The organism is Knoellia sp. S7-12 (assembly GCF_040518285.1).
GTDB lineage: Bacteria > Actinomycetota > Actinomycetes > Actinomycetales > Dermatophilaceae > Knoellia.
The window spans coordinates 1,609,489-1,633,140 of the sequence record NZ_CP155449.1 but is presented as its reverse complement, the minus strand read 5'-3'; the positions used below and the strand labels follow the sequence as shown (position 1 = coordinate 1,633,140).

General features: G+C 67.0%; 21 protein-coding genes and 1 pseudogene. 6 read left to right on the top strand and 16 right to left on the bottom strand.

From position 1 onward, the window contains the following. Window positions 1-8: 8 nt before the first annotated feature. The 4 genes from tviB to map form a co-directional block, all read right to left on the bottom strand. Window positions 9-1,334 carry a Vi polysaccharide biosynthesis UDP-N-acetylglucosamine C-6 dehydrogenase TviB gene (gene tviB, locus V6K52_RS07910; protein WP_353953324.1) on the bottom strand — a complete coding sequence of 442 codons (1,326 nt, stop codon included), beginning with the start codon at window positions 1,332-1,334 and terminating at the stop codon, window positions 9-11. Beyond that, window positions 1,331-3,109, bottom strand: coding sequence for a nucleoside-diphosphate sugar epimerase/dehydratase (locus V6K52_RS07905; RefSeq protein ID WP_353953323.1), 1,779 nt, complete (start codon window positions 3,107-3,109; stop codon window positions 1,331-1,333). The genes tviB and V6K52_RS07905 overlap by 4 nt, the downstream gene beginning before the upstream one ends. A gap of 190 nt (window positions 3,110-3,299) precedes the next feature. Then, window positions 3,300-4,814, bottom strand: a complete 1,515-nt coding sequence (locus tag V6K52_RS07900; RefSeq protein WP_353953322.1) for an amidohydrolase family protein — start codon at window positions 4,812-4,814, stop codon at window positions 3,300-3,302. Between the two features lie 98 nt (window positions 4,815-4,912). Then, on the bottom strand, window positions 4,913-5,692 hold the full coding sequence (map, locus tag V6K52_RS07895; protein ID WP_353953321.1) for a type I methionyl aminopeptidase: 780 nt from the start codon (window positions 5,690-5,692) through the stop codon (window positions 4,913-4,915). Window positions 5,693-5,756: 64 nt separating this feature from the next. Between map and V6K52_RS07890 the strand changes: the two genes are divergently transcribed. Both V6K52_RS07890 and V6K52_RS07885 read left to right on the top strand, forming a co-directional pair. Further along, window positions 5,757-6,059, top strand: a complete 303-nt coding sequence (locus V6K52_RS07890) for a helix-turn-helix transcriptional regulator (RefSeq protein WP_353953320.1) — start codon at window positions 5,757-5,759, stop codon at window positions 6,057-6,059. 167 nt (window positions 6,060-6,226) lie between these two features. Beyond that, the gene (locus V6K52_RS07885) at window positions 6,227-6,619 is read left to right on the top strand and encodes a VOC family protein (protein ID WP_353953319.1); all 393 of its coding nucleotides are present in this window, start codon (window positions 6,227-6,229) and stop codon (window positions 6,617-6,619) included. 50 nt (window positions 6,620-6,669) lie between these two features. Here V6K52_RS07885 and V6K52_RS07880 read toward each other — a convergent pair whose 3' ends face one another. The 7 genes and pseudogenes from V6K52_RS07880 to V6K52_RS07850 all read right to left on the bottom strand — a co-directional run bounded on the left by V6K52_RS07880 (window position 6,670) and on the right by V6K52_RS07850 (window position 12,565). Then, entirely contained in the window at window positions 6,670-7,086 is a 417-nt protein-coding gene (locus tag V6K52_RS07880; RefSeq protein WP_353953318.1) for a dihydrolipoamide dehydrogenase, read from the bottom strand. 71 nt (window positions 7,087-7,157) lie between these two features. Continuing rightward, window positions 7,158-8,144, bottom strand: coding sequence for an IS481 family transposase (locus V6K52_RS07875; protein WP_353951725.1), 987 nt, complete (start codon window positions 8,142-8,144; stop codon window positions 7,158-7,160). Window positions 8,145-8,267: 123 nt separating this feature from the next. Continuing rightward, window positions 8,268-9,665 (bottom strand): dihydrolipoyl dehydrogenase, encoded by a 1,398-nt coding sequence (gene lpdA, locus V6K52_RS07870; RefSeq protein WP_353953317.1) that lies wholly within the window; start codon window positions 9,663-9,665, stop codon window positions 8,268-8,270. A gap of 77 nt (window positions 9,666-9,742) precedes the next feature. After that, window positions 9,743-10,156 (bottom strand): PIN domain nuclease, encoded by a 414-nt coding sequence (locus tag V6K52_RS07865; protein WP_353953316.1) that lies wholly within the window; start codon window positions 10,154-10,156, stop codon window positions 9,743-9,745. Beyond that, window positions 10,153-10,386, bottom strand: a complete 234-nt coding sequence (locus tag V6K52_RS07860; RefSeq protein WP_353953315.1) for a type II toxin-antitoxin system VapB family antitoxin — start codon at window positions 10,384-10,386, stop codon at window positions 10,153-10,155. The genes V6K52_RS07865 and V6K52_RS07860 overlap by 4 nt, the downstream gene beginning before the upstream one ends. Window positions 10,387-10,432: 46 nt before the next feature. Continuing rightward, a pseudogene (locus V6K52_RS07855) lies at window positions 10,433-10,708 on the bottom strand (penicillin-binding transpeptidase domain-containing protein); the annotation flags it as partial. Between the two features lie 24 nt (window positions 10,709-10,732). After that, window positions 10,733-12,565 carry a GAF domain-containing protein gene (locus tag V6K52_RS07850; protein ID WP_353953314.1) on the bottom strand — a complete coding sequence of 611 codons (1,833 nt, stop codon included), beginning with the start codon at window positions 12,563-12,565 and terminating at the stop codon, window positions 10,733-10,735. Between the two features lie 383 nt (window positions 12,566-12,948). On the opposite strand from V6K52_RS07850, the gene V6K52_RS07845 reads away from it, so the two are divergent. The 4 genes from V6K52_RS07845 (at window position 12,949) to V6K52_RS07830 (ending at window position 16,828) form a co-directional block, all read left to right on the top strand. Further along, window positions 12,949-14,406 carry a tannase/feruloyl esterase family alpha/beta hydrolase gene (locus V6K52_RS07845; RefSeq protein WP_353953313.1) on the top strand — a complete coding sequence of 486 codons (1,458 nt, stop codon included), beginning with the start codon at window positions 12,949-12,951 and terminating at the stop codon, window positions 14,404-14,406. Window positions 14,407-14,449: 43 nt separating this feature from the next. Beyond that, on the top strand, window positions 14,450-14,629 hold the full coding sequence (locus V6K52_RS07840; RefSeq protein ID WP_353953312.1) for a 3-hydroxyacyl-CoA dehydrogenase NAD-binding domain-containing protein: 180 nt from the start codon (window positions 14,450-14,452) through the stop codon (window positions 14,627-14,629). A gap of 219 nt (window positions 14,630-14,848) precedes the next feature. After that, window positions 14,849-16,060 (top strand): IS110 family transposase, encoded by a 1,212-nt coding sequence (locus V6K52_RS07835; protein WP_353950462.1) that lies wholly within the window; start codon window positions 14,849-14,851, stop codon window positions 16,058-16,060. 21 nt (window positions 16,061-16,081) lie between these two features. Next, the gene (locus V6K52_RS07830; RefSeq protein ID WP_353953311.1) at window positions 16,082-16,828 is read left to right on the top strand and encodes a 3-hydroxyacyl-CoA dehydrogenase NAD-binding domain-containing protein; all 747 of its coding nucleotides are present in this window, start codon (window positions 16,082-16,084) and stop codon (window positions 16,826-16,828) included. Window positions 16,829-16,943: 115 nt separating this feature from the next. Here the strand turns inward: V6K52_RS07830 and mrdA are convergent, their stop codons facing one another. The 5 genes from mrdA to V6K52_RS07805 all read right to left on the bottom strand — a co-directional run bounded on the left by mrdA (window position 16,944) and on the right by V6K52_RS07805 (window position 23,601). After that, window positions 16,944-18,962, bottom strand: coding sequence for a penicillin-binding protein 2 (mrdA, locus tag V6K52_RS07825; RefSeq protein WP_353953310.1), 2,019 nt, complete (start codon window positions 18,960-18,962; stop codon window positions 16,944-16,946). Then, on the bottom strand, window positions 18,959-19,447 hold the full coding sequence (gene mreD, locus V6K52_RS07820; RefSeq protein WP_353953309.1) for a rod shape-determining protein MreD: 489 nt from the start codon (window positions 19,445-19,447) through the stop codon (window positions 18,959-18,961). Before mreD ends, mrdA begins: the two co-directional genes overlap by 4 nt. Then, window positions 19,444-20,283 carry a rod shape-determining protein MreC gene (gene mreC / locus V6K52_RS07815; protein WP_353953308.1) on the bottom strand — a complete coding sequence of 280 codons (840 nt, stop codon included), beginning with the start codon at window positions 20,281-20,283 and terminating at the stop codon, window positions 19,444-19,446. Before mreC ends, mreD begins: the two co-directional genes overlap by 4 nt. After that, window positions 20,280-21,290 (bottom strand): rod shape-determining protein, encoded by a 1,011-nt coding sequence (locus tag V6K52_RS07810; protein WP_353953740.1) that lies wholly within the window; start codon window positions 21,288-21,290, stop codon window positions 20,280-20,282. Before V6K52_RS07810 ends, mreC begins: the two co-directional genes overlap by 4 nt. 217 nt (window positions 21,291-21,507) lie before the next feature. Continuing rightward, window positions 21,508-23,601, bottom strand: a complete 2,094-nt coding sequence (locus V6K52_RS07805; RefSeq protein ID WP_353953307.1) for a M14 family zinc carboxypeptidase — start codon at window positions 23,599-23,601, stop codon at window positions 21,508-21,510. Window positions 23,602-23,652 lie beyond the last annotated feature (51 nt).

The following is a 23,652-nucleotide window of genomic DNA, read 5'->3' as shown; positions in this document are numbered from 1 at the left end:
ATTTCCCATCACAGACGGAGATCTGAGTCGGACTTGTCGAGGATGTACTTGAGGTCATAGAGCACGTGGCCGTTCGGGTCGCCGAAGGCGCGGATCTGCTTGGCGCCCATTTCGACGAACTCCCGGTGCGCCACGGCGATGACGACCGCGGCATACGAACCAGCTTCGGGGTTCTGCACGAGGTCGATGCCGTAGTGCCGGTTCGCCTCCTCGGGGCGCGCCCAGGGGTCGTGGACGTCAACGGCGATGTCGTACTCAGCGAGCTCGGTGAGGATGTCGACGACGTGCGAATTGCGCAGGTCGGGGGTGTTCTCCTTGAAGGTGAGCCCCAGGACGAGCACGCGTGCACCTCGCACCGGGATGCCCTCCTTCGTCATGCGCTTCACGAGCTGCGAGGCGACGTAGGAACCCATCTGGTCGTTGAGGCGACGCCCGGCCAGGATGATCTCCGGGTGGTAGCCCACGGCCTGCGCCTTGTGGGTGAGGTAGTAGGGGTCAACGCCGATGCAGTGGCCGCCGACTAGACCGGGGCGGAATCCGAGGAAGTTCCACTTGGAGCCGGCCGCCTGCAGCACCTCCTCGGTGTCGATGTCCAACCGGTTGAAGAGGATGGCGAGCTCGTTGATCAAGGCGATGTTGACGTCACGCTGCGTGTTCTCGATGACTTTTGCCGCCTCGGCGACGCGGATCGAGGACGCCCGGTGCGTGCCGGCGGTGATGATCGAGCGATAGAGATCATCGACGAAGTCCGCGGCCTCGGGCGTCGACCCGGAGGTCACCTTGACGATCGTCGGAAGGCGGTGCTCCTTGTCGCCGGGGTTGATCCGCTCGGGGCTGTAGCCGACGAAGAAGTCGACGTTGAGCAGGAGCCCGGACAGGTCCTCGAGGACCGGCACACACTGCTCCTCGGTCGCGCCGGGGTAGACCGTGGATTCGTAGATGACGACGTCGCCGGGCAGCAGGACCCTGGCGATGGTCTCGGTCGCGGAGAGGACCGGTGTCAGGTCCGGCTGTTTCGCGGTGTCGATCGGCGTCGGCGTCGTGACGATGAAGACGTTGCAGCGCGCGATGTCCGACGGGTCCTCGGTGAAGGTCAATCCGGTCGCGGTAGCGAGCTCCTCGTCACTGACCTCAAGGGTGAAGTCGGTGCCGGCGCTCAGCTCCTTGACGCGAGCTCCGTTGATGTCGAATCCGACGACGTCCATCGTCTTGCCGAACTCGACCGCGAGCGGCAGCCCGACGTAACCGAGGCCGACAACCGCGAGGCGAACCCCACCCGGCAGCGCTGGGAAGGCCGGAGCAAATGAGGTCAAGGGCTTCGTGAACGTGGTCATCGAGATCCCCTCCCGGTGGTGGTGCGGCGATTCGGTGCGGAGGCACCGAGTCGTTCGAAGTCGACGTTGTCGAGACGGTCAAGGTGGCCGGCGAGCACATCAGACGGCTGGACGTGAGGGACGGACACCTGCGTGATGAGGGGGTGCGCCGTCAAGCTGCCGCTCTCTGCGGCACTGAGGAGCACCTCGTGGAGCTTCTCCCCCTCACGCAGGCCGGTGAACGTGACCTGCACGTCCTTGCCGGACTCCTCGATGAGGCGACGGGCCACATCGATGATGCGCACCGGCTCGCCCATGTCGAGGACGAGGACGTCGCCCGGGTCACCGATCGCCGAGGCCTGGAGCACCAGCTCGCACGCCTCGGGGATCGTCATGAAGAAGCGGCTGACCTCGGGGTCGGTGACCGTCACCGGGCCACCACGGTCGATCTGGGCACGGAAGGTGTCGAGGACGGACCCACGGGAACCGAGCACGTTGCCAAAGCGCACCGAGAGGAAGTGCAGACCGGACTCGGCGGCATACCAGGCAGTGAGTCGCTCCGCGACGCGTTTGGTCTGTCCCAGAACGCTTGTCGCGTCGGCGGCCTTGTCGGTCGAGATGTTGACGAAGTGCTCGACACCGTTGGTGGCAGCGCACTCAAGGACGTTGAGCGTGCCGAGGACGTTGGTCTTCCAGCCCTCTTCGGGGAAGCGCTCGAGCATGGGCAAGTGCTTGAGGGCGGCAGCATGGAAGACGACCTCGGGGGCGAGCCGGGTGAAGACCGCACACACGGCGTCCCTGTCCCGGATGTCGCACAGGACCGTGTCATCGCTGTCGAGCAGTCCGTTGCCGTCGATGGAAAGCTGGGTCGCGTGCAGGGCGGACTCGTCGCGGTCGAGGAGGATGAGCTTGGCGGGCTCTAGCTGTCGCACCTGTCGAGCGAGCTCGGAGCCGATGGAACCGCCCGCCCCGGTGACGAGCACGACCTTGCCGGTGATGTGCTCCGCGATCCCGGAGAGATCGGTCTCGATCGGGCGGCGTCCGAGCAGGTCGGCGACGTTGAAGGCGCGCAGGGTGTCGAGCTCCAGGCGACCAGAGATCATCTCGCGCAGCGGCGGGACGACGACGAGTTCGAGGCCAGCCTCCGTGCAGTGGTCAGAGACCTTCTGGATGAGCTGCGGGCTTGCCTGGCTGATGGCGAGCACGACGACCTGGGCACCGGTGGCGCGGGCCGCACGCACGAGGTCGCTCCCCTGGCCGAGCATGCGATAGCCGCGAACACGCAGGAACCGCAGCCTGGGGTCGTCATCGATGAACCCGACGATCGCGTAGGGCGAGTCCGGCGAGCTGTCAACGAGGGCCGCGAGTTGGTGGCCGGCGTCGCCTGCACCGAAGATGAGGGCCGGGACCCCGGCTGCCTCGCCGTTGCGACGGCCACGGGTGCGGGACATGCGGAACACCCAGCGGCCCGCGGTCATGAAGAGGAAGGCCAGCGCCGGCATGACGAAGGCGATGCCCCGAGAGAACAGTGGCGCAGCGATGTAGAAGGTCGAACCGAGGACGACACTGATCGCGAGGACGAGTTGGCCGAGCGAGGTCACCTCGTCGAAGCTGCCGACCTTGGAACGACCGAGGTAGAGGTGAGTCCAGAACCCACCGATGACCTGGAGCGCGATCGCCGCCACGACATAGGCCCAGGCGATGACCCACATCCGCTCACTGAGCGAGAATTCGTGCCGAACCAGCAGGAACCCCAGGAGTGCGAGCAGCCATGAGCCAGCATCCCAGCCGATCATGACCGATCGCCTTGCGAAGATCTGCGACCTCGTCATCCGGCACCCCTGAAATGCTGTCAAGTCGTCAATGACATGGCGACAGAAAGGACGCTAGGGCGGTGCCTGTGCACGTGAGCGATGAACTCTGAGAAGTCCGCCCAAGGGACAGAAATCGTGGCCACACTGACTATTCAGACCTAGTCCCAACTGATCAGTAACTTCGCTGAGCGACCTGACCGCCGATGACGGTGGCGCCCACGACCATCGCCCGCAAGTGCGCGGCGACCTCGGCGCCCGACTCCCCCGCAGCCCGGGGATCGGACTCGACGAGCGCGAAGTCCGCCAGGCTGCCGACGCCGACGGTCGGGGCTCGGTCCACGCTGGCCGCGAGCGCCTGCGTGACAGTGATCGTCTCGGCAGCGTTCCACTCCTCGCGCTCATCGGCGGTGCGGTGGACTGCCGCCGCCATGGCCTCCCACGGATCGAGCGGCGCGACAGGTGCATCGGAGCCCAGGGAGAGCGTGACACCCGCTGCGAGCATCGAGTGGAGGGCGAAGCAGCGGTCGACGCGATCGGGCCAGCACTGATGGGTGACGTCCCGGTCGTCGAGCAGGTGAGCTGGCTGCACGCTGGCGACAACACCCAGCGCGGCCATGCGCGTCACGTCGGCAGGAGCGACCAGCTGGGCATGCTCAATCGTTCCGCGAGCACCGGTGCGCGAGAAGGCATCCAGCGCGATCCCGACCGCAGCGTCGCCAATGGCGTGCACCGCGACGTCCAGGCCGTTCTGCGTCGCCCGGGCGAGCAGCTCGCCGAGCTCCTCGGGTGAGTTGTTGGCGCGCCCTCGCGGGAACTCGAGGACGTCGTCGCCGACGTAGGGGTCGTGGCAGAAGGCCGTGCGTGTGTTGAGCGACCCGTCGCTGATGATCTTGAGCGGCCCCATGGTGATGAGCCCGGCGCGGTCGAGGACATCACCACTGCGGCGACCGGCGGCGATCGTGTCAGCCAGCCCGGCGGCATACGTCGCTGTGCGCACCCGGACCACGGCGAGACCGGAGTCGGAACGCTCAGCCCAGTCGGTGGCGTTGTCAGCCCACTCGAATTCGCGCACGCCGACGATTCCGCGATGCACGGCAGCGTCGAGAACCTTGGCGTATGCCGTCCGCCTGCCTTCCGCGGTCATCGTCGCCTCGTCGAGGCGGGCGAAGACGGGGAACCACTCGTTCTCCTCGATGACGCCGTCACGTGGTGGGACGTCGAGCAGGCGCAACGCTGCGGAGTTGAGCCAGCCGTGGTGGGCGTCGCCGCTGATGAGGACGACCGGGGTGTCGCCACTGACGGCGTCGAGCTGGGCGACCGTTGGCTGGCGGTCCCAGGCGGCCGCGCGGTGACCGAAACCCTGGATCACCGTGCCGGGCGCTCCCCCGCGACGAGCACCGACCTCGGCGCTGATGCGGCGGACGGCGTCCTCCGGGCTGGTCGTTGATGAGAGGTCGAGCCGACCCGCCGTGGCGGCCCACTGTCCGAGGTGGACGTGCTGGTCCCACAGGCCGGGGATGAGCCATCGGCCTTCGGCGTCGAGCACCTCATCGGCGGCGTCAGGGCGCAGGTCGGGCCCCAACTCAACAACCCGATCACCGACGATGCGCAGGTCGACCTCTCCCGTGGGAGCGGGACCATCACCGACCGGAACGATCCGCACCCGGCGGAGCACCAACGACGTCATCGCGGAAGCGTATGACCCGCTGGCACGACCACCCCAATCGGGTCCACTTCGCGCAGATCGCGGCGGCCGCTGGATGAGCAACCCCCGAGTGTGTTGCTTCAGTCGCGCCTGCTCGGCAGCGTGAGGATCTCGGCTCCGTCGTCGGTGATGGCGATCGTGTGCTCGCTATGTGCCGTCCGGGAGCCGGTGGCGCTGCGCAGGGTCCAGCCGTCGTTGTCCGTGACGAGCTCGTCGGTGCCGGCCATGACCCACGGCTCGATCGCCAGCAAAAGCCCTGGGCGGAGTCGATAGCCACGGCCGGGCCGCCCCGTGTTCGAGATGTGCGGATCCTGGTGCATCGTCGAGCCGACGCCATGTCCGCCGAACTGCGTGTTGACCGCATAACCCGCTCCGGTGAGGACCGAGCCGATGGCATGGGAGAGATCACCGATGCGGGCACCCGGGCCCGCCACAGCGATCGCGGCGGCCAGCGCACGCTCGGTCGCTCCGATCATTGCCTCGTCCTCCGGGGACGCCGAGTCGCCCACCACGAAGCTGATCGCGGAGTCGGCCACGACGCCCCGCAGGGAGACAGCGAGGTCGAGCGACAGCAGGTCGCCGTCCGCCAATATGTAGTCGTGCGGGAGCCCGTGGAGGACGGCGTCGTTGACCGACGTGCAGATGTAGTGGCCGAACGGCCCTCTCCCGAAAGACGGTTCGTAGTCCACGTAGCAGGACACGGCACCAGCCTCGACGATCATGGCCTTGGCCCACCAGTCGATGTCCAACAGGTTCGTGCCGACCGTGGCGCGGCTTTTGAGCGACTGCAGGATGTCGGCGACGAGGGCGCCGGTGGCTCTGGCTCGTTCCAACTCGGTGGCGTTCAGGATCTCGATCACGCAATGCCTCCCGGCCCCAGTCCAATAACTATCCCGGTAAGACTATCCCGGCTAGAGTGCGGCCATGGTCAGGTTGCCACTCACCCCCGCCGAGATCGAGCGCGGTCAGCGCCTCGGCGCCCTCCTGCGTCGAGCCAGGGGCGATCGCCCAATGCTCGACACCGCCCTGGACGCAGGCCTCTCACCCGAGACCCTCCGCAAGATCGAGTCCGGTCGCGTGGGTACTCCGGCCTTCCCGACAATCGCGGCCATCTCCGGAGTCCTCGGCCTCTCGCTCGACGCGGTGTGGGCAGAGATCAACCCGCCAGTGGGTGACGTCGAGCCGATGAAGTCCGGTCGCAGAGCGCGCCGGCGGTTGGTCTCTTAGCTGTTGGCTCCACAGCGGTTGACTGCCTGGCCCGGTCCTCGCGCTGCGGGTTGGCCCACCGGGACCCCCACGGGGGGTGAATCGACCCATTGCTCCAAGGCAGGCCTCGCTCCTAGGCTCGGGGTGGCCGACCTGGCGAAGGTCGTTTGGTCCGCCTTGGAGAAGTCATGATCGGCGACCACACCCCTGTCACGACCCTCGGAGTCTCGGACCTGCAGCGTGCCCGCGACTTCTATGAGGGGGTCCTCGGTTTCGAACCAGGGACCGAGACGATGGATCAGGGCATCACCTACCAGTCGGGCTCGAGCGCCTTCTTCGTCTATACGTCCGAATTCGCCGGCACGAACAAGGCGACGGCGATGATGTTCGAGCTGCCCGGCGACGCGTTCGACACAGCCGTGGCGGATCTGCGCTCGAAGGGCGTGACGTTCCAGACCTTCGACGCCGAGGGCATGGAGTGGAACGACGGAGTCGCAAGCGCCGGCGACGGCGCCTTCAAGAGCGTCTGGTTCACGGACCCCGACGGCAACATCCTCAACCTCGGCTCCGGCATGAACTGACCCGACGCTTCGAGGCTCCCATTCACGTCGGCACCACCTCCACGCACCCCTCAGCGTGGCGCGACCAACCACAGATGCCTGCGCGGACATCCGGCCGGGATGACCAAGTCACCATCAGGGCTGACCTCCCCGCCGCCCAGTTCGATCGGGTCACCCGACAAGAACTCCCGGCCGCCCCACACGAGAGTGTCATTGGCCATGTGGGTGCTCCCTCGCGGGAACACCGGTGTCCAGGCTTCGTCACCCACGGAGACCTTCACGCAGGAAGGCGTCACCTCGACAATCCCTGTGAGCAAGGCATCCATCCCATCGCCATTCGCGTCGTAGACAGCGACATTCGTCGGGTCGTCGCCCTTTGCGAAAGAGATACCCATGGCAATGGCAATGCTGACAACCGCCAGCACGACGAGGCCCAGCGCGAGCCACGGCGCCCTGCCCTTCGGTGCCTCAATCTCGGACGCAGCCATGAACGCAGTATGCCGCTCGCCCAGGTGGGCGAACGGCATACCGGAAAGTGCTGCAGCGCAGGGTTGCTGAGCTAGATGTACTGACCTGACAGGTTGATCAAGCGGGTGTTGGGTGGCTTGTTCCCGCAGGCGGTGTGGGGTCGGTGGTGGTTGTACTCGTGGAGCCATGCTGGCAGAGCTTGGCGTCGTTCGGTCTCTGAGGTGTAGCAGCGGGCGTATCCCCATCCGTCGGCCATGGTGCGGTGGAAGCGTTCGACCTTGCCGTTGGTCTGTGGGCGGCGGGGCCGGGTGCGTGAGTGTTTGATGCCGAGCTCTGCGCAGACGTCCCGCCACAGGTGTGACACGTACGGGGACCCGTTGTCGGACAGGACTCTGCGGATGGTGATGCCGCGGGCGACGTACCAGGCGACGGCTCGGCGCAGGACGGCGGTGGCGGTGGCGGCGGTCTCGTTGTCGTGGATCTCGGCGTAGGCGACTCGGGAATGGTCATCGATGACGGTGTGCACGAATGCGTGGCCCATCTTCGGGTTGTGGTTCTTGCTCTTCGGTTTGCCCGGGGTGGCTGTCCGGTTCTTCATGCCCTGAGCTCGGCCCACGAAGCGCCACCCGCCACCGTCGGGGATGTTCCCGAACTTCTTGACGTCCACGTGCAGCATGTCCCCGGGATGCTCATGCTCGTAGCGGCGCACCGGCTCACCGGTGGCGCGATCGACGTGCGCCAACCGGTTCAGGTGACACCTGGTGAGCACCCGGTGCACTGTCGAGGGTGCAACACCCACGTGTGCAGCGAGCTGGACCGGACCCAGGCGCTTGCGCAGCCGCAACGACACGATCCGCTTCGTCGTCGACACGCAGGTCTTGGCCGGCATCACGTGCGGGCGGCTCGAGCGGTCGCTCATCGGCTCACCGGCGGCATACCTGTCAGCCCACCGCTTCACCGTCGGCCACGAACATTGGAATCGTGCCGCGACCTCACTGATCGGCACGCCCTGATCGACGACAAGTTGGGCAACCTTAAGACGGTGACGAACCGTCAGGGCAGCGTTAGCGTGGGACATGAGGGCCTCCTGTGTGTGGCAGTGGTGACTTGGCAGTTCCACTCCACCGCGGGAGGCCCTTCCCGCGCCACTGATCAGATCAGCGGATCGCAATCACTCAACCAACGTCCCGGGTCAGTACAGCTAGAGGTTGATCATGTGGCCGGCGATGCCGTGGACCGACTCCTTGACGGCCTCGGACAGGGTCGGGTGCGCGAAGACGTTGCGGGCGACCTCGTCAGCGGTGAGGTCCCACTTCTGCGCGAGGTTGAGCACCGGGAGCAGCTCGGTGACGTCGGGGCCGATCATGTGGGCGCCGAGGATCTCGTTGTGCTTGGCGTCAGCCACGATCTTGACGAAGCCGACAGCGTCGCCGAGACCCATCGCCTTGCCGTTGGCGCTGAACGGGAACGTCGCCGTCTTGACGTCGTAGCCCTTTTCCTTGGCCTGCGCCTCGGAGTAGCCGAACGAGCCGATCTGCGGGTGGCAGTAGGTCGCTCGCGGGATGAAGTCGTACTCGATCGGCATGGTCTCAGCGCCCGCGATCGTCTCGGCGGCGACGATGCCCTGGGCTTCGGCCACGTGCGCGAGCATCACCTTGGCGGTGCAGTCGCCAATGGCATAGACGTTGTCGACGTTGGTCCGGCAGAAGTCGTCGATCTCGATGGCGCCACGGTCGGTGAGCTTGACGCCGGCTGCCTCGAGCCCGTAGCCCTCGGTGCGCGGAGCGAAGCCGATCGCCGAGAGGAACCTGTCTGCCTCCAGGACCTGGGAGTCTCCGCCAGCGGCGGGCGACACCGTGACCTTGACGCCGGAGCCCGTGTCCTCGACCCCCTCGACCTTGGTTGACAGCAGGACCTTGACCCCGAGCTTCTTGTAGTGCTTGAGCAGCTCCTTGGACACGTCCGCGTCCTCGGTCGGCACCATGCGTTCCAGGAACTCGACGATCGTGACGTCGACGCCGAAGTTCTTCATGACGTAGGCGAACTCGACACCGATGGCACCCGAGCCGGCGATGACCATCGACCCGGGCAGGTTCTCGTCGAGGATCTGCTCCTCATAGGTGACGACGTTCTGCGACACCTGCACACCGGGCAGCATGCGAGTCACGGCGCCAGCAGCGATGATCAGCTTGTCGAAGGTGACGGTGCGCTTCTCCCCCGAGTTGAGCGCGACATCCATCGAGGTCGAGCTGGTGAGCGTGCCCCAGCCGTCGATCTCCTCGATCTTGTTCTTCTTCATGAGGAAGTGGACACCCTTGACGATGCCGGAGGACACCTGACGCGAACGCTTGTGCGTCGGGCCGTAGGACATCGTCGCGTCTCCCTCGATGCCGAACTTTGCCTTGTCGTGCTGGAGGGTGTGCGCCAGCTCGGCGTTCTTGATCAGCGCCTTGGACGGGATGCACCCGACGTTGAGGCAGACGCCACCCCAGTACTTGGACTCCACGACAGCGGCCCTGAGGCCCAGCTGCGAGGCGCGGATCGCCGCGACGTATCCGCCGGGACCGGCACCGAGGACGACAACATCAAAATCAGCCATACGGCAAGACTAGTTGTATGCCGTCCGCTCCCGTCGCGCTCCCCCGCCACTTGCGTCCAAGGTGAGTTGGCCGCCACCTACGGCTCGATGAACGACCGGGTCCGCAGATCTGAGATGGACGCCACGACATCGAAGTCCGCATCGCGATGGACGAGGACCGAATCGGTCCGGATCGCCACCGCGGCGATCAGGCAGTCGTTGAGTTTTCTGACGGTTCGGCCGTTCTGACGAGCCGCCCGATGAAGCGCCGCCGCGGCAGGGAAGTCAAGAGCAGGGACGATCCGGACGAGAGCGAGACTGTCGACGAGTTGAGCGATCTTGACGAGGGCCAGTTCATTGGTGGGGCCGGCCAGGAGTTCCATGGTCACTGGCTCCGTGATCGCAATCGTCGAGGGATCGGAGACGAGTCGTGACCCGACGTAACGGGAGGCAGTCGATTCGGTCCCTCGCAGGAACTCGATCCACACAGAGGTGTCGAAGAGTTCGTTCACCGATGCGAGGTCTCAGTTCGCGGCTCGTCCTGAGCTTCCGCACCCCTCATCTCGTTGAGGTCCCCCTCCCAGCCGATGCCTTTGAGGCTCCAGGCAAAGTCGGGGGTGATCGACGACCCGGCGGCCTTGCGCAGGGCAAGGTCAACGGCTTCTCGCTTCGAGGACAAGGCGTACTTGCGGATCACCTCAGCGACCAGGTCGTCATCGATCTCAATGTTCGTTCGCGTCATACACCAACCATACACACCGATGGTGTATTGCTGCCGGAGTCGACGCTCAGCGAGGAAGGAGGCGCAGCGCCTCGTGGAAGGAGCGGGCGATCGGCGCGGCGGTGTCGCCGCCGTGACCGCCCTGACTCACGGCCACTGACACGGCATACCGGGGCTTGGTCGTCGGCGCATAGGACAGGAACCACGCCGTGTCCCTCTTCCCGAAGACCTCGGCAGTCCCGGTCTTGCCGGAGACGGGCCAGTCCGTCGGCATTCCAGCGAAGGCCCGCGCTCCCGTCCCACTCACGACCACCGCTCGCAGTCCGCTCTGGACGTACGACGCACTGCGAGCGCTCGCGCACTGCCCCTACTGAGATCCCACCCGCAGGACACGCAATGCCACCTGACACTCCAGGAGCCGCTCCGGTTGACGCCAGTCTTCGCCCAGGAGTCGAGCGATGCGGTCGAACCGTTGCAGGACCGTGTTGGGGTGCAGGTGAAGCGCTTCGGCAGTCAGGATGTTGGAGAACCCGGATGCGCAGTAGGCCTCCAGCGTGTTGACCAGCTGAGTCCTTCGTTTGCGGTCGTAGTCGATCAGGGGCCCGAGGATCGACCTCGTGAAACCAGCAGTGTCCGGCTCGTTTCCCAGAAGCAGCCCGACGAATCCCAGCTCGGCCGCCTCGGTGATGTCTCCGATGCGCCCAAGCCTCAGCAATGCCTGGACGCAGCGTGAGGCCTCCCGATAGGCGGGCCTGACCATGCCCGCGTTCATGGTGATCGCGTGACCGATCGTCACGGGGGCGCCAGTAGCGCCCCTGAAGTCACGTACGACGTTCGACACAACCTGGGGTCCGTCGGGCAGCACGACCACGACGTCCTGCCCCTTGGTCGCGACGAGCCCCGAACTTCGGCGGGCAAGCGCGGCGGCTGCGGCATAGAGTCGCTCGCGCGGTTCATGCTCCACACGTGCCACCAACACAACGTTCGTGGCAGTGATGTCCACACCGAGGAGCCTCGCGCGTTCGACGAGGTCCTCCACATCTGCCGTCTCTGAGTCCAGGAGATCCTCCAAGACCGCTCCCCGCACACGCGCCTCGGCCTCAGACAAACGGCGCCGAGTCACTTCGACCAGCGAGGCAACCAGGGCTGCACGTTCAAGTATGCGCAGATCGGTCTCGATGACATCCCCGCCGAAAGGGTGTGCCAGGACGCCAAGAAAGCCCGCTTCCGTGAGCATCGGGACAAGGCACAGGGCGTCGATCCACACCGTGGCGCCGCACGCCTTGGCGTCGCGCCAACCCATGGCGAGATGTTTCTCGTCAGGCATGTCACCGTAACCGGCTCTCGCCGCGACCTTTCCGTTCTCGTCCAGCAGGACGACCGGACCACGAAGGCTGTCGGCGGTCGCAGCGACCACTTCCTCAAGTCCTCCTCCCTTCAGGACCACCCGGGTCAGTCGCTCATGGATCTCAGCGGCTCGTTCGAACATGTCGCTGTGGTTCTGGATCTGCTGGAGCAGGCGGGCGTTGTCAATCGCTACGGCTGCGTGCGCTCCCAGCATTTCGAGCATGTTGACTTCTTGCTCCGCGAACGTCCGTTCGTTGCGATGAGCCGCCATGAGCACACCGATGATCTCGTTCTCTAGCTTCAGTGGCACACCGACCAGCGAACGGATGCCCTCGAGCTCGACCGTCGCATCGATGTCCGAGGTGTGCACGAGTGCGTCGTCGGCCAGATAGTGGCCAGTAGTGGACGGCTCGCCGCTACGTGACACCAGCCCACCCAGACCGGTTCCCGCCGGAAGGCGAAGCTCGAGGAGCGCCTCGGACACGTTGCCCACCGCCGCCTTGATGTAGCTGTCCCCGCGACTCTCGTCACTCAGGCTGATGTATGCCAGGTCGCAGGACGCGAGGCGCCGAGCGCGCTCAACGATGGCCTGCAGAATCTGTTCGAGATCGCGCAGGGTGGCCAGGTCGTTGGCGGAGTCGTTGAGCAACTGCAGAGCTGACTCATTGAAACGATGTCGGGCCAACCGCTCGTGCAAGAGGAGGGCAAGGCTCTGCTGTTCCCGGAGTTCAGCCAGGTCAGCTGCTGGCACGCGTTGGTCATGCGCTGGGCTGGCGACGGCCTCCAGTTCCTCCCGTGCCGCGTCGTTCAGCAAGAGAGCCAGATACTCCGAAGTCAATGCGACCCCTTCCATGGTCAATCCGACCTTTCTGCGTGGCGACTCGTCATCCCGAGTTGATCGTGAGGTGCGACCGTGCGGTATGCGGCAGAGGAACATCGATTCTGGCCCAATTATGGGGACGTGGTCCATATACCTGCGATCGCAACCGGACGACGATTTCTCGCATCAGGCAGGTCACGGGAGTGGAGAAATCGATGAGGATGTTGCTGGGGACCAGCGCCGCATTGACGGCGGCGGCTGCGATGTTTGCCGTCGCTGGGGCGACCTCGGGAGCCGCAGGCGAATTGACGGACAGCGGGTCCCGGTGTTCTTCCTTGGTCGATACCGAGATATCGGCTCACCGAATCTCGTTGCCCACCTCGGGTGCCCGCGTCACTACCGCCCAGGAGAAGAGCTTGGGGGGAACCGTGCCGCAGACCTACTGCGAGGTGGAGGCGGCCATATCGCCGATCGACGCCACCGCACCTGACATCAGGCTCCGCCTGGCGCTGCCGACGACGTGGAACGGGAATGCCTTCATGTTCGGAGGCGGCGGCTACGACGGCACCATCCCCAACGTGGCCGGGAACGTTCTCTTCGGACCGACCGATCAACCGACCCCGTTGCAACGCGGATATGCCACGTTCGGCAGCGACTCGGGACATCAGGCGGACCCGGCGTTCGTCCCTACCACCACCCTCGACGGCACGTTCGGTGCCAACGACGAAGCGGTGCGCAACTTCGCGGGTGACGCCCTGAAGAAGACCCACGATGCCGCTGCCTACCTGGTCACGGTGCACTACGGACGGGAGCCGGCGCACAAGTACTTCGCCGGCGGCTCCACCGGCGGACGCGAGGCCCTCGCCGTCGCGCAGCGATGGCCGCGGGACTTTGACGGAGTCATCGCTGTCTATCCTGCATGGAACGCTGCGAGCCTGAACCTGTACTTCGGTCACATCGCCAAGGTGATGTCCCAGCCCGGCGCGTTTCTGGAGCCCAACGAGCAGACCCTCCTTCACACCAGCGTCATGCGTGCGTGCGACGCGCGCGATGGTCTGAGCGACAACATCATCTCCAACGAGCCCGGTTGTGAATTCGACCCGCGGACGCTGCGATGCCCCCTCGGTGCCGACGCTGGTTCGGCCTGTCTCTCGGATGCCCAGATCACCGCTGTGCGAGCGGTCTCGTCGCCCCTGCACTGGAAGTACCACCTGAAGAGCGGCGAACGAGGATATCCGGGCTTCCCCTTCCTGTCCGGAGCCAAGATGTCCACACCGCTGCTCGGGTTCGGATCGGCCGCGCCAGCCAACCCCATGCCAAAGACAAGCGGCTACGGGGTTCAGTTCTGGGACCAGTGGGTTCGCTACTTCGTCACCCGGGATCCGTCCCACGATCCGCTCGCCGTCGACCCGCTGAACCCACGCAAGTGGAAGCATCGGGTCAGTGAGCTGAGCGGTCTGCAGGATGTCAACGACGCCGACCTCAGGCCATTCGCGCGCGCTGGCGGAAAGCTGCTGATCCTCCACGGCGCAGCCGACGAGCTGGTCAGCCACCGCTCCACCGCGGAGTACTACGAGCGTGTCCGCGACGTCGTCGGGCCGCGACAGACCGCGGACTTCGCTCGGTTCTATGTGGTCCCCGGAGCCAACCATGTCAACCGCGGCGCGCAGTTCGCCGCCAGCTGGGACTCGCTGACGGCACTCGAGACGTGGTCGCAGAACCGCAAGGCTCCCGTCAGTCCTGTGGTCAAGGACGCCAGCCTCACCGGTGCCGGGCGAACCAGACCGCTGTGTCAGTATCCGGCGTGGCCGCGATACAGCGGCACCGGAAGTCCCAATGACGCCGCGAGCTTCACCTGCGTGACCTCGCGGTGATGTTCGTCGTGGTCCGCCTCCATCCTCACAGCAGCTGCGCACAGTGGCTCTGACCGGCAGACCCATCAAGGACCTCGACATCGTGATCGTCGGTGCTGGCCTCATGGGTAGCAGGATCGGTCGGCTGTTCGCCCGTGGCGGGGCTGCAGTGACCTTCGTGGACGCGGACGTCACCCTTGCCTCATGCGCCGTGGAAGGTCTGCGCAACAGTCTGGGCTACTAGACGATTGCTGGTAGGGCCGGCGTCTGGCCAGACTCGGTCCAGGTGCTCGGCGGGACGCTCTCTATTGGGCTGCCCACCGCTTTGTCGGTGTGGCTCACTATCGGACTGCTGCCCGCCGGGCGCCGTGACGAGGCGTGGCTCAAGAAGGGACTGCCCTGCTCGTAGTAGCACTGCCCACCTCGCCGTCCACATCGGGTACGAGCAAGGTAGGAGCGGCACATGGAACGTGTTGTCATCGGGGTCGATCCCCACAAGCTGTCGGCGACGATCGAGGTCGTTAACGATCATGAACGGCGTCTCGGTTCGGGCCGGTTCACCACCGACCGGGCCGGCTACACCGCGATGCGAACCTACGCCAAGGCGTGGCCGGACCGGGTGTGGGCGGTCGAGGGCGCCAACGGTGTCGGACGCCCCCTGGCGCAGCGGCTCCTGGAATCAGGGGAGCATGTCGTGGACGTCCCGGCCAAGCTCGCCGCCCGGGTCCGGCTCTTCGACACCGGCCACAACCGCAAGACCGATGCCCACGACGCACACTCGATCGCGATGGTCGCGGTGCGCACTTCGGGCCTTCGGGTGCTGCAGGTCGACGGTGAGCTGGAGGCGCTCAGGTTGCTCGTGGACCGCCGTGAGGCGTTGACCCGGCGACGGGTCCAGAGCGTCGATCGGCTCCAAGCCCTGCTCGCGGAATTGCTTCCCGGGCAGGCGAAGAAGGACATCACCACCGGTCAGGCCAAGCGCATGCTCGCCTCAGTTCGCCCGCGTGACGTCGCCGGCAAGACCCGCCGCCGGATAGCAGCAGAGGAGCTCGCCGAACTGGTCGCGGTCGAGGCCAAGATGAAGAAGGCCACCGCCGAGCTGAAGGCGATCATCCAGGCCCGCGGCTCACACCTGACGGACATCCCCGGCATCGGACCTGTGGTCGCCGCCCGTGTCCTGGCTGACGTCGGCGACATCGCCCGGTTCGCTGACCGCAACCGGTTCGCGTCCTGGACCGGCACCGCACCGCTGGACGCCTCCTCCGGGGAGAACAACCGGCACCGTCTCTCCCGAGCGGGTAACCGCCGGGTCAACCACATGATCCACATCGCCGCGATCACCCAGCTCCGGCTCGACACCGACGGGCGGACCTACTACCGGCGCAAGCGCGCCGAGGGCAAGAAACCCCTCGAGGCACTGCGCTGCCTCAAGCGAAGGATCTCCGACGTCATCTATCGACAGCTGGTCGCCGATGCCTCACCCGCCCAAGCCACGGGCAAAGAGGCGGGCCCGGGAGGGCAACGCGGGGCGTCTCATACATCCAGCGCGACCGGCTCGCACCCGCACACCGGCACTTCGGATCAGCCACTTCCCGGACCCGCACCAAGGACGCTACGCGCGACAGCCGCGCTGCGAAAGACCGAGCCCACTAAGCACCTAGAACCGGCCGGTTGACAACAGAAGGGAGCCGATGAGATGGGTAAACGAGCGCGCACGCTGGACCTCGGCCCAGCAATGGATGGAGCCGACCTGGTCGTCGAGGCAGTGACCGAACGGCTGGACGTCAAGGCCGCCGTTCTCCGGGAGATCTCGAGCACTAACCAAGCTGTACCGATCGCATCAAATACCTCGACCTATCAGCCCAGTGAGCTGCAGGCGCTGATCACCGTGCCCGAGCGCCTCTTGGTCGCCCACTTCTTCAACCCAGCCGACGTGGTCCCGTTGGTGGAAGTGGTGCCGGGCCCCCTCACCTCGCCTGGACTCGTCCAAGACATGGTCACGCTCATGCAGGCGCTCGGCAAGCGCCCCGTGGTCCTCAGTCAGGAATGCCCTGGGTTCGTCGCGAACCGACTGCAGGCTGCTTTGCTGCGAGAGGCGTTCGCTCTGGTGGAACGAGGCATTGTCGGCGTCGAGGAATTGGACGCGATCGTGAGAGACAGCCTGGGACCTCGCTGGGCCGTTGCAGGCCCCTTCCGCACCGCTGACCTCGGCGGCCTCGACGTCTTCGAGATGCTGTGCACTCAACTCTTCCCTGACCTTGACGGCCGAAGGACGGCTCCGGACGGGCTCAGAGGCCTTGTCGCCGAGGGCCGTCTGGGTGCGAAGGTCAATGCGGGCCTTTTCACCTACGGGCCAGGCGAAGCAGAGGAGATGACGTCTCGGATTTCTGCGGCCTTTGTTGCCACCGAAGCCAGCTCGCTACCCGAAGCACCCCGGGCTTAGGGTGTCGGCGGCAAACCAATCGAGGTCGAGACAGGCTCGCGTCCCCGCGTGTTCGGGGTCCCCCTCCGCCACTCGGCCCTGAACGAGTTGTTGCGGATGTCCAAACCCGGAGCGGTCACCGCGGCAGCAGGCGCAGTGCCTCATGGATGGAGCGGGCGATCGGCGCGGCGGTCTCGCCGCCGTGACCGCCCTGGCTCACGGCCACTGACACGGCATACCGGGGCTTGGTCGTCGGCGCATAGGACAGGAACCACGCTGTGTCCCTCTTCCCGAAGACCTCGGCAGTCCCGGTCTTGCCGGAGACGGGCCAGTCCGTCGGCATTCCAGCGAAGGCCCGCGCTCCCGTCCCACTCACGACCACCGCTCGCAGTCCGCTCTGGACGTACGACGCAACGTCCTTCGCAAGGGTGACGGAGTGCGTGGGACCGGCCGGAATCGTCTGTGCCACACCGGAAACCGGATCAACGGTCTTCACCCCGACGCGCGGGGTGCGCACGACACCCCCACCGGCGATCGCGGCATACGCGACTCCCATCTGCAGTGGCGTCGTCGCGACATCTCCCTGACCGATCACGAAGTTCGCTGCGTCACCGGCCCGGAACTGGGCACCGCTCGCACAGTTCTCCTTGGCCAGGGACAGGAGGTATGCCGCCCGCGCCGGGTCGTCCTTGGCGACCTCCGGATAGCCGGACTTGGCCCGCGTGCACGTCTCGTCCTTGGTTTCGTCCCAGACAGCGCGCTTCCACGCCCGGTCAGGAATGCGGCCGGCGCTCTCCCCCGGCAGGTCGATGCCCGTGCGCTTGCCGAGCCCGAAGTCACGGACCGTCGTGATGAAGGGGTCCTTGGCATCAGCCCCCCTGAGCCCACCGAGCGCGAGCCACGACCGGTAGGCGACGTCATAGAAGACGGTGTCGCACGAGACCTCGAGTGCTCGGTGGAACGTGATCGGACCGTAGGCACGCGACTCGAAGTTCTGGAATGACCGGTTGCCGATCCGATAGCTCGAACCGCACTGATAGATGCCCGTCAGCGGGTTGCCGGCAGCCACGGCGGCCGGCACGCTCAGCGCCTTGAGCGTCGACGCCGGTGGCATCGCCGCCCCGGTGGCACGTGAGAGCAGCGGCGTCCCAGCCGTCGGTGCGGTGAGCGCGGCGTACTCCTTTGCCGAAATGCCACCGGTCCACACGTTGGGGTCATAGGTGGGAGCGCTCGCCGAGGCCACCACCTGCCCCGTCGTGATGTCGAGGACGACGGCGCCACCAGAGTCGGCCGGCTGGCCGCGTTGGCGCGCCGCCGTCATCTCGCGGACCAGTGACTTCTCGGTGGCCGCCTGGACGGAGGCGTCGATGCTCGTCACCAGGTCCCGCCCGGGCACAGGGTCGGTCTGCGCCACGACGCCGGTGACGAGGCCCCGAGGGTCGACCGACACGGTCGTGCGGCCGGGAGTGCCGCGCAGCACTGTGTCGTACTGCTGCTCCAGTCCTGCACGCCCCACGAGGTCGTCGGCCGTGATCACACCGTCCGGCGCCGCGACCTCCTTGTCGGTGGCGCGGCCGAGGTAGCCGAGGAGGTGGGCGGCGTTGACGCCGAGCGGCGCGGGGTAGCGACGCACCGGCACCGCTTCCACGGCCACCCCCGGATAGAGGTCCGGTCGCTCGACGAGGCTGAGCGCCCGCTGCGGGTCGACTCCACTCGCCACTGGGATCGGCACCTGCGGCGAGCCGGCCCAGCAGGTCGGTGCCGGCGGGGCGTCTGCCTCACCACACAGGTGGGTCCTGGCCAGCAGCTCGTCCACCGGGCGTTCGAGCACGGCGGCCACCTGCGTCAGCACTGCCCGAGCACCATCATCGCTCTCGGCAACGATCCGGCGTTCAAGCGTCACGACCGTGGCAGAGGTGTTGTCCGCCAACGGTTTTCCCGTCCGATCGAGGATGCGCCCACGCACGGCAGGCACGATGATCTCGCGAGTGTTGAGCGAGGCAGCCGCAGCGGCGTAGTCGGCGTGTTCGGTGAGCTGCACCTGCCCGAGGCGGCCGAAGAGGACGACGAAGAGCAATGTGACGACCGCCCCGGCAGCAAGGAATCGGCCCTGGTGCGCGGACCCGTCGCGAGGCCGGATCCCGACGTTCGTCACGCGAACCTCCGCTGGTCGGCGCGGCGCTCGACAGCGGTGACGAGCGGCACGACGACGAGGGCCACCGTTGCCGTCGCGAGCACCCGCCCCAAGGACGACGCCACCTCAACGGGCACACCCTGGGCCAGCGCAAGCAGGGCCCGCACCACTTCGAGTCCGCACCCGGCGGCGGCGATCACGGCGACGACCCACACCAACGACACGTGACCGGGACGCCGGGCGAGGCCGACGAGAAGGCCACACACGGCATACAGGAGGGCTTGGGTGCCGAGCACGGCCGAGCCCGGCGGCAGGAGATCAAGAAGCCAACCGCCGACCAGGCCCGTGATCAGGCCGACCCGGGGCCCCGAGCGCAATGCTGCCGACGCGACGACGACGAGGACGAGGTCGGGCAGAGGCGCGAGGTGCCGAGCGCCGAGGGTCACGGCGAGGACGGCGCCAACGAGCAGGAGTGCGCCACGCAGCGCCACCCCCGACACGGTCACGGCGCTCCCCCGGTGACCGTCGCCCGTGGGGTGGCACGCGGTCCGGTGAGAAGCACGCCGACGACCGAGAGCGCACCGACGTCGACGGCAGGTCGCAGGGTGCCCGACGCCGCGAGCCGGCCGCGTCGTGGTTCGACCGCACTGACGGTGCCGACGAGGACACCTGGGACGAACGGGCGGCCATCGACGCTGCCAAGAGTGCGCACCTCGTCGCCAACGCGCAGCGCGCCAGTCTGGACGAGGCTGATCCCGAGCTCCCCGGTGTCCCGCTCGGCCGCTGAGGCGGCGGTCCCTCCGACGGTGGCGAGCGCGCCTGACGCCCCGACGCGCACACCAACAGAGACCTCCGGCCCTCCGACGACGAAGATGTCGCTCGTCCAGGGCGCCACCGCCGCCACGCGGCCCACCAGCCCGTTGCCGGAGACGACGGTGCGGTCAGCGGTGACGCCGTCGCGGCTACCGACATCGATGGTGATGCGGACGATGCCCTGAGGGCCGGGTGCACCAACCCCGACGACCCGCGCCGGGACGACGCGGGCCCCAGCGGTGGACGGTGCCGCCAGCAGAGACTTCAGGGCAGCTGCATCGCCGCCTGCCAGTTCGGCCTCACGCAGCTCGCTGGCCAAACGGTCGTTCTCGCGCCGCAGGTCCTCCTCACCGGGGCGACCTCCGGGAGCGAGCACGCGCTCGAGCGGACCGAGGACGGTGGCAGCGCCGCGCCGCAGCAGTCCCGGCCCCGGACCACCGACGAGGTCGACGAGCACGAGCGCCAGGGTCACGAGCACTGCGAGCGCGACGAACCGACGGCGTCGACGGTCGGACGCGTCGCCCTTCACAGCCGACGGTTGTCGACGAGGACGCGGTGCAGGGTGTCGAACTCCTCGATGCACTTGCCCGCACCCCGGGCGACGGCGCGCAGCGGGTCGTCGGCGACGACGACCGGGACACCCAGCTCGTGGTGCATCCGCTCGGCGAGCCCGCGCAACAGCGCACCACCGCCGGTGAGAGTGATTCCGCGGTCGAGGATGTCGCCCGCGAGCTCGGGTGGGCACACGTCGAGGACGGCCCGCGCCAACTCGACCATCTGCAGCACGGGCGTCTCGATGGCACGGCGGACCTCGACCGACGAGATCGACACCGTCTTGGGCAGACCGGTCACGAGGTCACGACCGCGCACCCGCTCGCTGAGCTCCTCGCGCATCGGGAACGCCGAGCCGACCGCGACCTTGATCTGCTCGGCGCTGCGTTCGCCCATGAGCAGGGAGTACTCGGACTTCACGTGCGCGATGATCGCCTCGTCGACCTCATCACCACCGATGCGGATCGAACGTGACGTGACGATGCCGCCGAGGCTGATGACGGCGACGTTGGTCGTGCCACCACCGAGGTCGACGACCATCGAGGCGTTGGTCTCCTCGATGGGGAGGCCGGCTCCGATCGCAGCCGCCATCGGCTCCTCGATGACATGGACTCGCCGCGCACCAGCACGCAGGGTGGAGTCCTCGAGGGCACGACGTTCGACGCTCGTGATGTCGCTCGGCACGCACACGACCATGCGCGGGCGGAAGATCTTGGACGGCGACACCTGGTCGACGAACCAGCGCAGCATCCGCTCGGTGACGTCGGCGTCGGAGATGACTCCGTCACGTAGCGGGCGGATGGCACTGACCGAGTCGGGCGTGCGGCCAAGCATCTCCTTGGCGCGGTGCCCGGCGGCGAGGAGCTGAGAGGTCCCGGTGCGCACGGCCACGACCGACGGCTCGTCGAGGACGACCCCGCGACCCCGCTCATAGATCACCGTGTTGGCGGTCCCGAGGTCGATCGCGAGGTCACGCCCGCGCATCCATCGGTCCAGTCCAGCCACGTTCGCGATGCTACGCGGGCTGCCGGTGCCCGACCCAGCCCAACACGCGTCTCCCCTGACCTTGCGTGCGGCAATGTGACGGTGGGGTCACCAGAACTGCGGACGCAAGGGCCACAGACGCAGGTATGCCGTCCGCGCACGTGCGCGGACGGCATACCTTGGCATTGTTGTCACCCTTCGCAAGGCGACTCGTGCGTCACTGCTTGGGGTTCTTGCCCCGGTTGCAGGGGTTGCCGACGTCAACGGACTCGCCGCGGTCGACGACGATGCTGCGGGTGCCGAGGACCTTGCCCTGCTTGTTCTCGCAGGTGAGGTTCCACGTCTCCTTGACGCCCGTGACGATGGCCGGGTCCGGCGCCTGGAAGGACATCGTGCCGGTCCAGTCAGCAGCCGAACCGCCGCCGTAGTTCACAGCCTCGACACGGTAGCCACCGGGCACCGGGTCAAGAGCGGCCGCGATCTCCGGGTTGGCCAGGGTTGCTGCCGACGCGACCTGGTTGCCAGCCGAGTCGTAGATGAAGAAGTCCCAGTCAACGTTCGGATCGGGGTTGGGACCCTGCCAACCGAAGGTGAAGAGCACCTTGCCGTTGTCGTAGGTCGGAAGACCCTGGATGGTGACGTTCGAGAACTCCGAGCCGCCGACCGGCGGGAGACCAGCCGGGTTGGCGATCGGTGAGCTGGGCTGCTGCGGCGCCACCGCGTCACGACCGTAGCGACCGGCGACGATCGGTCGGGTCGAGGGGTTGACCGCCCACGAGAACGAGCCACCCTTGCCCGCGAGCGACGAGGTGAGGACGTCGGTGAACGGGATCGGTGCTCCCACGGAGCCGTCCGGTGCGATGACCGGTGAGGTCATGCCCTGGTAGGTCTTGCGGATCGTGAGGTCGGTGTTGGCCGGCGCCTTGCCCGTGATCGTCGAGTGCAGCGTCTTGTCCACCGTGGCAGCTGCCATGCGGTAGTAAGCCGCACGGTTGCCGCCCTTGCCTGCTCCGGCCGCGGGGGCGAGACCGGCGTATTCCGCGACCACTCCGGTCTGGTACGGCGGGTGGAAGCCCTCCGTGCCGATCTCGAAGGTGAAGCCGAGACCACCGGTGTTCCAGTAGCTCCAGTCCTCGGTCGAGCCCGACGTGTCGTAGAGACCGAACGACGGGATGTTGGCGTAGTCGTTGTGCTCGGCCATCGAGGCTCCGAGCGCGCGGTACTTGAGCTCGTCGGGGCTGAAGCCCGTCGAGGCCAGCGACGGCGGACGCAGGATGAGGTTGCTGTACGTGTGGTTGGTGATGAGGTTGGTCACCTGACGTGAGCTGACGAGCTTGCGCACGGCGTCGACCTCGGGCTCGCTGCCCGGGCCGTCACCGCGGTAGGTGTCGCTGTCCCACTCGAAGTCGGCGCCGGGACCACCCCAGAATCCGGGATAGTTGCGGTTGGGGTCGGTGCCCCGCAGCCGTCCGGCCAGGTTGTTGTCGCACGGGCCGGTGGTGAACTGCACGGGGGTGGTGGCACTGATGGCGCAGTTCTTGCGCTTCATCTCGTAGTCGAACCGCGAGAAGTTCCCCAGCGGCGCTGCCTTTCGCGAGATCTCGAACCCGTCGACGTTGACCACGGGGACGACGATCGTGCGCATGCTCTTGAGCAGGCCGGCGTTGCGTGCGTCGCCGCTCTCGAGGAGGTCGTAGGCGAACTCCAGCGAGTGCTCGGACGACGGCCACTCGCGGGCGTGGTGGGCGCCCATGAGGAGGAAGACCGGCTTGCCGTCCTTGGTGTTGGCTGCGTTGTCGGTGATCTCGATGCCCTGGATGGGCTTGCCGAGCACGGACGGGTTCGCCAGGGTCAGCGGCTTGACCTTCGTCGGGTACTTCGCGGCCAGCGCCGCCATCTCGGAGTTGTAGTCGGCGAGCTGGCGATAGCCAGTGCGACCGCTGGGGAGCTCGGACTCGGCCACGCTCGCGGCATACGCCTTGTCCTTGGCCTTGTTGGCCCGCTCCACGGCAGCGAGGTCGGCAACCTTCACCGTCCACTTCTTGCCCGACGCGCGCAGCTTGGCCACGTCAGCCGCTTCGTGCAGCACGACGTCGACGCCGGTGGTGTCGGCGTGCTCCGTGGTGTCGAGGCCCAGGGCGTTGACCGCCGAGCGCTCCTTCTGCGTGGCCGCATGGACGGTGACGATCTGCACCTTGTCGTCCTGCGCCTTGGGCTGGGGTGCCGCGGTGGCGGCTCCCGTGCCTGCGAGGCCGGCGGCTGCCAGCGCAACCGTGGCCAGCACCCCCGGCCCAACTCGAGTGATCCTCATACCCGCTCCTTCATCAAGGGAAGGCGGCCTGGTGGGCCGCGAGTCCTCAAC